The organism is Psychrobacter sp. 16-MNA-CIBAN-0192 (genome assembly GCF_040309565.1).
Classification (GTDB): domain Bacteria; phylum Pseudomonadota; class Gammaproteobacteria; order Pseudomonadales; family Moraxellaceae; genus Psychrobacter.
This window is the reverse complement of the sequence record NZ_JBEOOX010000143.1, coordinates 1-282: the sequence shown is the minus strand read 5'-3', so window position 1 is coordinate 282 and position 282 is coordinate 1. Positions and strand designations below refer to the sequence as shown.

Sequence of the window (282 nt, the reverse complement as noted above, 5' to 3'; positions counted from 1 at the left end):
CTACGTATTACCGCGGCTGCTGGCACGTAGTTAGCCGGTGCTTATTCTTCCGGTACCGTCATCCCCCGACTGTATTAGAGTCAAGGATTTCTTTCCGGACAAAAGTGCTTTACAACCCGAAGGCCTTCTTCACACACGCGGCATTGCTGGATCAGGCTTTCGCCCATTGTCCAAAATTCCCCACTGCTGCCTCCCGTAGGAGTCTGGGCCGTGTCTCAGTCCCAGTGTGGCTGGTCGTCCTCTCAGACCAGCTACTGATCGTCGCCTTGGTAGGCCTTTACC

The 282-nt window shown here is 55.3% G+C and carries 1 rRNA gene; it reads right to left on the bottom strand.

The window, feature by feature from the left end:
* A 16S ribosomal RNA gene (locus tag AAEY78_RS12685) occupies positions 1-282 on the bottom strand; the annotation flags it as partial.